This is a genomic window from Paenibacillus sp. GCM10027630, assembly GCF_042676305.1.
Classification (GTDB): domain Bacteria; phylum Bacillota; class Bacilli; order Paenibacillales; family NBRC-103111; genus Paenibacillus_S.
The window spans coordinates 97,012-105,725 of sequence record NZ_JBHTGY010000095.1 but is presented as its reverse complement, the minus strand read 5'-3'; the positions used below and the strand labels follow the sequence as shown (position 1 = coordinate 105,725).

Here is an 8,714-nt window from a genome sequence, read left to right as displayed (position 1 = left end):
TTCCAAATTATTTACTATATTATATCAAATTAACGCGGTGAATTGGTGAATTATATTAAAGAAAAAAAAGACTGCCGAGACTTTCTCGACAGCCTGAGGATTTCCCGTTAGCCTCCCATGTATCCTCTGCGTTGCACCACAGAGCATGAAAGTTAGTCCGTTCTTTCATGGTAGTTATCCATGTCTCCTCCTGCGTTGCAACACAGAGCATGAAATTGAATCCGTTCTCTCATGGTTGTTATGGGGGAGCAACTAGCTACTAACTTTCGTCATGTATGATTTTGGTGAAGGAGGTGTTCCCATCATGGCAAGCGTGCACATCCAAGTCACACGACATCAAATGCCCGGACTCCTACACTAGGAAGTTGCAATTGATGCGTTAAAATGGCAATTGCTGCATGTAAAAGTACAATGGCGCTCGAAATCTCCCCATCCACCAGAGTCTGGTTCGCACCTAAGGGACAGTCAGTCCCTTTGATTGAATTCTCCGCCTGATCCTCCCGAACCTATTTCTTTTAAAACTCCAATATTAAATTACTGACCGTTAATTAACTGCTCAAAGGCTTGCTGCAGCTTCCTGGTCACAGGTCCTGGACGGCCCGTTCCAATCCGTCTGCCGTCTACTGAGATAATGGGCGTTACTTCCACAGTAGTTCCACTGATAAACGCCTCTTCAGCCGCAAGTAGATCTTCAATGGTAAAAGCTCGCTCGTGGTACACTATGTCAAGATTACGGGCCAATCTAAGCACAACTTCACGGGTAATACCATGTAAAATGAGATTATTGGCGGGGTGTGTAAAGAGCTCGCCTTCTTTTATGATCATGAAGTTAGATGCACTGCATTCTGTAATGGTTCCATTTCTATGTAAAATGACCTCTCCAGCCCCTTGATCCAATGCATGCTGCTTGGCCATAACATTTGCTAGCAGATTCAAAGTTTTCAGGTCGCATCTGAGCCATCGAATGTCATCCGCTGTTATTGCTGTAATTCCTTGCTCCATTGTACTTTTCGGTCTAGGGATTTCATTACAAAAGGCCATCAAAACCGGCTCTGTATGGGTAGGCGGAAAAGGATGAGCGCGTGGTGCAGCCCCACGGGTGATTTGCATGTACACGGTGCCCTCTTGAAGATGATTAGTTTGTATTAGTTCGGTTAAATATTGATGCAGCCGCTCTAAACTATAGGGTAGTGGAATGCGGACCTCCCGAGCGCTCTTTTCCAACCTGCGGTAATGCCCCTCCGGTTCAAACAGATTGCCGTTATAAACACGAAATACTTCATAAACGCCATCTCCAAAATAATAGCCTCTGTCATCAGGGGAAATAGATACTCGCTCCTTAGGGAGAAACTGATTTTGATACAAATATAGGTTCATAGCAAGACGCTCCTTTTTTAAAATAAAATACGAACATTTGTTTGTGTTGCAATTAATAATATGGTATGCTCAAAGTAGTGAATGGCTGTTGACTGGTACATGCATGATTTACGAAGTCGTACTATCGTTAGGGTAACAAGGTTAGCCTTGTATGTCAAAATTAGTTTGCTGCTCTCTGCAAGTAATGGATCTCTAAGTTGAAAATGGTAGTGCTTTTGTCGTGGGAAATAGTTCCTGCGAATCGATTATTAGGCGAAAGCTGTCGAAAAAACTATCGTTTTCAATCCTTGAAAAAGAGTGATTCACAGAGCAAATTCAAGCAATTGGCAATGTGTCTTGTCCTAACCCGTGAATTCCGCGAGTGCCCCATTAGAAGTACCATATATTGTGCTGTATAATGTTAATGGCATACTAGATATTGTGCTTGGTGTTGATCTCTATTTTCGGGAGGTTATTGTTTTGGAGACAGTGGACAGCAAGAAATTAAGTGGTTTGAGCGAGAAAATTTTCCTTGATCGTTATGCTATGAAGAATGCAAATACGGCTTTAACGAAAGTCGGCGATACCGTATTGGTTCTGACAAAGGATGATCCCAAGTTTCCAGCCAAAGAGGTTGGGGAAGTGATCAGCCGCACTGATAAATATGTGAAGGTTAAGCTTCGCAATGGAGATATTGTAGATTCTTCGGTTGAAAAGCTTACTTTGACATTGGAAAAAACACCCGAGCAATTATGGGACCGTTTGGCAGGCGCCATGGCTTCAGTAGAAGCTACACCAGAGAAAAAAACGGAGTGGACGGAGAAGTTTAGATATATATTGGATGACTGGAAGCTTGTTCCTGGAGGACGGATTGCCGCAGGGGCTGACGCGAGCGATGAATTGACACTATTTAACTGTTATGTCATTCCATCTCCTCATGATAGCCGTGGCGGTATTATGAGTTCATTGACTGAGATGACGGAAATTATGGCTCGCGGAGGAGGCGTCGGTATTAATCTTTCCTCGCTTCGTCCAAGACGAGCAATTGTTAAGGGTGTTAATGGCTCCTCTAGCGGCGCTGTATCATGGGGAGGCTTGTTCAGCTACACCACCGGGTTAATTGAACAAGGCGGCAGCCGCCGCGGCGCATTGATGCTCATGATGAATGATTGGCATCCGGATGTTGCAGACTTTATTACAGTTAAGCAAACGATGGGGCAAATTACGAATGCGAATTTATCGGTCTGCGTCAGCAATGGTTTTATGAAGGCTGTTAAGGAAGATCTCGATTGGGATCTTGTATATCCGGACACAACCGATTCGCAGTATGACGAATTATGGGATGGAGATCTGGATAAGTGGAAGAAGCTAGGCAAACAAGTCCATGTATACCGTACTGTCAAAGCGCGTGAAATATGGCATACCATCATAGAATCGGCTTGGAAATCTGCAGAGCCTGGCGTTGTTTTCATGGAGTATTACAACCAAATGTCCAATAGCTGGTACTTCAATCCGATTATTTGCACCAATCCATGCGGAGAGCAGGGATTGCCGGCATGGGGTGTGTGTAATTTATCTGCCGTCAACTTGTCCAAATTCTATGATGCTGAGAAGCATGATGTGGCTTGGGATGAGCTCGGCAAGGTTGTACGCTATTCGACCCGGTTTCTAGATAATGTAATTGACAAGACACCTTATCATTTTGAGGAAAATCGGCTTAACCAGCTGAATGAACGCAGGGTAGGTCTTGGAACGATGGGCTTGGCTGAATTGATGATCATGCTTCAGATTCGTTATGGAAGCCCGGAATCACTCCAATTCATGGATCGGATTTACGGTTTTATGGCCAAGGAGGCTTACTTAGCATCCGCCGATATTGCCGCGGAGAAGGGCAGCTTCACCCTTTTTGAAGCGGATAAATACTTACAAAGCGGCTTCATGAAAACAATGACAAGTGAATTCCCTGAGGTTGGCGCGGCAATTCAGAAAAAAGGAATGCGCAATGTTACTGTGATAACTCAAGCGCCTACCGGGAGTACAGGAACTATGGTAGGCACTTCGACAGGTATAGAGCCTTATTTTGCTTTCGAATATTACCGCCAAAGTCGTCTTGGCTTTGATAAGCAGTATGTGCCCATCGCCCAGGATTGGAAGGATGCTCATCCGGGAGAGGATCTGCCTGACTACTTTGTAACCTCTATGGATTTATCCGCAGAGGATCATATCCGAGCTCAAGCTGCGATTCAGAAGTGGGTGGATAGCTCGATTTCCAAAACAGCGAACTGCCCTGCTGATTTTACGGTAGATGAGACCAAGCGACTCTATGAATTAGCCTTCGATTTAGGCTGCAAGGGCGTAACGATCTACCGTGATGGAAGTCGTGATGTTCAGGTGCTTTCTACAGAGAAGAAAGAGGATAAATCAATCGATGCAATTGCAGCGCTCAAACCGGATGTAACCGAAAAGGCAGAGACTCTCGCCACTTCATCAGGCCAAGAAAGTGTTCATACGCCTCTTAACAGCAGCATTGCTGAATCATTAGCTATAACTGTATCGGGGACGGACAAGGTGGATGATAAGCAGTACAAACGGCGGCCGCAAATTTTGCGTGGAGCTACGTACAAATTCAATACGCCATTCGGGATGGCCTACATTACGATTAACGATATGAATGGCTCGCCCGTTGAAATTTTCCTGAATGTGGGGAAAGCAGGATCCGATGTATTCGCTATGTCCGAAGCATTGGGCCGCGTCTGCTCCTTGTTCTTGCGTTATGGCGACCACGGCAACAAGGTACAGCTGCTGACAAAACATCTCAAAGGCATTGGTGGATCAGGAGCGATTGGCTTCGGTGCCAACCGAGTTGAATCCATTGCAGACGCAGTAGCCAAAGCGCTCGAGATGCACGGTGAATTTTCCGACGATGCGGACGACTACGTCACCGCCACCCAGGAGGTCGTGATGGAAACGACCGCACAATATGCGGTGAATCGCAGCTCAGCTACATCGCTCGACCTGTGCCCATCCTGCGGATCAGCTTCGTTGATCAATAGTGAGGGCTGCAAGAATTGTACTAATTGCGGTTATGGAAAGTGTAGCTAAGGAAAAGCAGGGGGTGACCCTTGCTTTTTTTTTGTGTGTGAAATTCCAGAATTAGAATTGTTTCATAATTCATTAGATTTAAACGCTATTTGAAGCTATCGTTAACCCTGCAAGTATGATTCCACTAGAGATGCTATAAAACACACAATCATGCATTTCAAAAAATGGAATTTGGCTCAGTTGTGACACAGCTCTATCAGTAATAACTGTGTGACTTGTCGATCGGATAGCTTCCCCATTAGGTGCTATGATTTGGCAACAACGAGCTGACAATCAAAGACAACGTTTGCCTGTATACCGCATGGGCCGATTGTACATCTCCCAAGTGTCCACCAATGTAAAGATGAATAACGCCGTGGAGTGAGGCCCAGAATATACGTATAACGGAATCCGTGTCATACTGTTCGGGAATCAGTCCTTTCTCTTGCGCATTGCTAATCACAGTCAATAATTGCCGCATGGCTGTTACAGTGCCATGCATACTTTCCTCGTCCGGTTTGAAATCTGCGAAAGCTCCTCCGAACATCAGCTTATAATAACTGGAGTAACGCTGCCCGAATTGCCAAAAGGTTTCTCCTAAGTTCAGCATTTGCTGTGCCGGATCAGCAGCTTGTGGCGTCCCCTCGAATTCGTTAGCGAGAAGCTTACAACCGTCCAGATACAACTGCTGAGCCAAGCCCTCTTTATTGACAAACAAGCTATAAATGATTTTTGTTGAGCAACCCATTTTTTGCGATACTTTACGCACAGTAACGGATTCCGGTCCCTCTTCTTGCAAGAGAGTTGCCGCAGCATCAACAACGAGTTTGCGGAGATTTTCAATATTTTGCAAGCGAGCTTCTTGGTAAGTTTTCAACTTTCGTGTGTTCGCATTGGAGGAGATATCTTGGTCGCTCATAATCATCACCTTCGGGTATCATATTTTCGTCAGGAAACAAGTTTCTTGCTCTCTTATCAGGAATTTTATACAGATGTTAGGCTGTTGTCAAAGAGATCTTGGATGTTCAAAAATCATATTGACATTCTAAAAATGAGTGGTTACAATAGTTCCATAAAGAAACACTGTTACCGACCGCGATGATTCTTAACTTTCTTGGGAGTTGAGAATCGCGGATTACTTTTAAGTATATGGTAACGATGTTTCTATATTATAACATTGTAACTAAAAGGGGAGTAGCGTTATGACAATGCAAGGGAAATGGGCGCTCGTCACGGGTGCTTCTTCCGGTATTGGAGAGCAATTCGCAAGACAATTGGCCAAACAAGGCAGCCATTTGGTACTCGTGGCCCGATCGGAGAGCAAGCTTGAGAGCCTGGCAGCTGAGCTCAGAAAGATGTATGGCATCAAAACCGAGGTTATCTCTATGGATCTTTCGAAAGAGGGCGCGCCCAGCGAGTTATATCAAAAATGTCGACTTTTGAAAGTGGATATCGAAATGCTGATTAACAATGCAGGGTTTGCTACACATGGTTTGTTTGAACAAGTGTCAGGTGAGCGTCAACATGAAGAAGTTATGCTCAATGTCGCCGCTGTTGTAGATATGACCCACTTGTTCTTACCGGACATGTTGCACAGAAGCTCAGGTGCAGTTATCAATGTTGCTTCAACCGCCGGATTTCAACCACTTCCCTATATGGCCGTATATGGAGCAACGAAAGCTTTCGTCCTGTCGTTTACTCAAGCGTTATGGTTTGAAAACCGTAACCGCGGTATCAAATTCTTCGCACTTTGTCCCGGTTCGACGGACACCAGTTTCTTTAATGTCGTAGGAGCGGAAGAGGCTTCCGTCGGAAAGAAAGATACTCCAGAAAGAGTCGTAAAGGTTGCACTTCGCGCGTTGAAGGATGGGAAAGTGTATGTCGTTCCGGGTGTGCAGAATTATCTAGGGGCGCAGTTATCGCGATTCATTACACGAAAGCAAGGTCTTCGGCTTGTAGGAAGCATGCTTCGTCCGCGTGAAGGATACAGCAGCAATAATAAGAATCCGGGTAATGAATCTGATCTTTCTGGGAGGACAATACGATGAAAGCTATACTACTGAAAAACGGCTTCGGCTTTGAAGAATTAACCATAACGGAACTCGATATACCAACGCCAGGCCCTAAGGAAGTGCTTGTCCGCATGAGGGCAGCTTCTCTCAATTATCGGGATCTGGTGGTCCTCAGCGGATTAATGCCGATCGAAGTCAAATTCCCCTTCATTCCATTATCAGACGGAGCCGGAGAAATTGTAGCCGTTGGCCAAGGAGTAACAAGGTTTCAAGTCGGACACCGAGTAGCGGGTAATTTTCAACAGCGATTCATTGGCGGCAGCCCAAGACCAGGGGTGTTAGATGACAGTCTGGGAGGTCCATTGAACGGAGTAGCGGCTGAGTATATCGTTCTGCATGAAGACGGAGTGGTCCTTATTCCCGATCACCTCACTTATGAGGAGGCCTCCACCTTGCCGATCGCGGCATTAACCGCATGGAGCATGCTAATCGAATACGGTGGTTTGCAAACAGGTGATACCGTGCTGCTGCAAGGAACAGGCGGTGTTTCCATCTTTGGGCTGCAATTCTCGCTTTTGGCCGGAGCACGAGTCATCATCACGTCGAGCAGCAACGACAAGATGGAACGAGCAAAAGCTCTTGGCGCATGGCAAACGATCAACTATTCGGAAGTTCCTGATTGGGATAAGGCAGCGTTAGAGTTGACTGGCAGTGGTGTCGACCATGTTCTTGATGTTGGAGGAGCGGCAACGATGGGGAAATCTATAAATGCGCTTCGCACTGGAGGGACCGTGAGTATGGTCGGGTTCTTATCGGGCTTGACCATTCCGGAATACGATGTCTCCAGCATCTTGCAGAAAGCGGCAACTGTTCGCGGCAGTCAAGTCGGCAACCGAGATCACTTTGAAAAGATGAATCGAGCGATTGCCAATCATGGTTTACATCCCGTCATCGACCGTGTGTTTCCTCTGGATCGAATTGGAGAAGCATTCGCGCTCTTGGCTGAAGGAAAGCAATATTTTGGTAAAATCGTAGTCCAAATCTAAATCTCGCAAAAATGGCAAAGGAGGCACTTTAATGCCCAAATCAACAGCTCGCTCCGTTAAATCTACTGAAGGCGTGAGTCGTCCTAAACGCTCACTATGTGCTAGGATATGCAGATGGGGGCTATCGCTGCTCGCTGTGCTCGTTATAGGATTACTCGTTTTCTTGCTTTTGCCTTCACCGATAAAACCTACAAAATGGTCCGCACCGACGGCTCCTTCTCTTGAGGAAGCGGGTCCGTGGAAACAGAACAATAAACTCAGCTCGGCTCAGCTTGTTACTGATGCCCCTCAATTCCCGGAATTCATTACATTCGATAAAGAAGGACAGCTATATACAGGAGATTCAAATGGTAAAATTTACAAAGTTCCTTTCGATGCAGAGGGTAAACCGCAAAAAGCCCAATTGTTTGCAGACACCAAAGGAACGCCTAATGGGCTTAAATTCGATGCCAATGGCGATTTAATCGTTACTGATGTCAAGAAGGGACTGCTGTCTATAAACCCATCCGGGAGCATAGAGGTATTGGCCAATCAAGTGGACGGCAAGCCGATCTATCTGGCTAACGAGCTTGATATTGCCCAGGACGGCTCAATTTATTTCTCCGATACTTCGAATTATGGCAGCGTGACCTTCAAAGAAATTGCCGAGAACAAGCCGCATGGACGTTTGCTGAAGTACGATCCAAAGACCAAGCAAACGACCGTCCTGTTAGAAGGCCTGTACTTTGCAAACGGGGTTGCCTTGTCTGCGGATGAAGATTTTGTGCTTGTGGCGGAATCGTATCATTATCAGTTAACCAGATACTGGCTCAAGGGTCCAAAGAAGGGGACATTTGATATTTTCGCAGACAATCTCGCAGGCTTCCCAGACAACATTACGCGTGATGAGCAAGGTCATTTTTGGGTTGGTATCTTCACAACTCGCCTTTCCTTTGTAGATCTGATGCATAGCAACCCTTGGTTGGCCAGTACCATGGCCAAAATACCGCAGTTGCTGCTGAGCGGTGCAAGCGCACCGGCGAAGCATGGTCTTGCTGTGGAACTCAGCCCGCAGGGAGAGCTTATCGGAAGCTGGCATGATCCGGAAGGCAAACTGTATGGGGTAACGACGGCTGCAAGCCATAACGGATTTTTATATATAGGAACGGCACCTGGAGGCAGTCATGGCGTTCACCGCGTGCTTTTAACAAAATAAGGTTGGAATCCGGGAGGGTGGAAA

Annotated in this window: 6 protein-coding genes; 4 read left to right on the top strand and 2 right to left on the bottom strand. The window is 46.0% G+C overall.

The annotated features are described in order from the left end of the window. Positions 1-534: 534 nt before the first annotated feature. Positions 535-1,377 (bottom strand): D-amino-acid transaminase, encoded by an 843-nt coding sequence (gene dat, locus ACFQ0C_RS35670; protein WP_379374197.1) that lies wholly within the window; start codon positions 1,375-1,377, stop codon positions 535-537. 525 nt (positions 1,378-1,902) lie between these two features. Here dat and ACFQ0C_RS35665 point away from each other — a divergent pair. Beyond that, entirely contained in the window at positions 1,903-4,458 is a 2,556-nt protein-coding gene (locus tag ACFQ0C_RS35665; RefSeq protein ID WP_379374207.1) for an adenosylcobalamin-dependent ribonucleoside-diphosphate reductase, read from the top strand. A gap of 238 nt (positions 4,459-4,696) precedes the next feature. On the opposite strand, the gene ACFQ0C_RS35660 is transcribed toward ACFQ0C_RS35665, so the two are convergent. Continuing rightward, entirely contained in the window at positions 4,697-5,356 is a 660-nt protein-coding gene (locus tag ACFQ0C_RS35660; RefSeq protein ID WP_379374195.1) for a TetR/AcrR family transcriptional regulator, read from the bottom strand. 283 nt (positions 5,357-5,639) lie between these two features. Between ACFQ0C_RS35660 and ACFQ0C_RS35655 the strand changes: the two genes are divergently transcribed. The 3 genes from ACFQ0C_RS35655 to ACFQ0C_RS35645 are packed head-to-tail and all read left to right on the top strand — an operon-like array spanning position 5,640 to position 8,690. Continuing rightward, positions 5,640-6,485, top strand: coding sequence for an SDR family NAD(P)-dependent oxidoreductase (locus ACFQ0C_RS35655; protein ID WP_379374193.1), 846 nt, complete (start codon positions 5,640-5,642; stop codon positions 6,483-6,485). After that, a complete protein-coding gene (locus tag ACFQ0C_RS35650) occupies positions 6,482-7,495 on the top strand; it encodes a zinc-dependent alcohol dehydrogenase family protein (RefSeq protein ID WP_379374191.1) in 1,014 nt (337 codons plus the stop codon). Before ACFQ0C_RS35655 ends, ACFQ0C_RS35650 begins: the two co-directional genes overlap by 4 nt. 31 nt (positions 7,496-7,526) lie before the next feature. Beyond that, positions 7,527-8,690: an SMP-30/gluconolactonase/LRE family protein gene (locus tag ACFQ0C_RS35645; RefSeq protein ID WP_379374189.1), complete on the top strand. Its 1,164-nt coding sequence runs from the start codon at positions 7,527-7,529 to the stop codon at positions 8,688-8,690. Positions 8,691-8,714 lie beyond the last annotated feature (24 nt).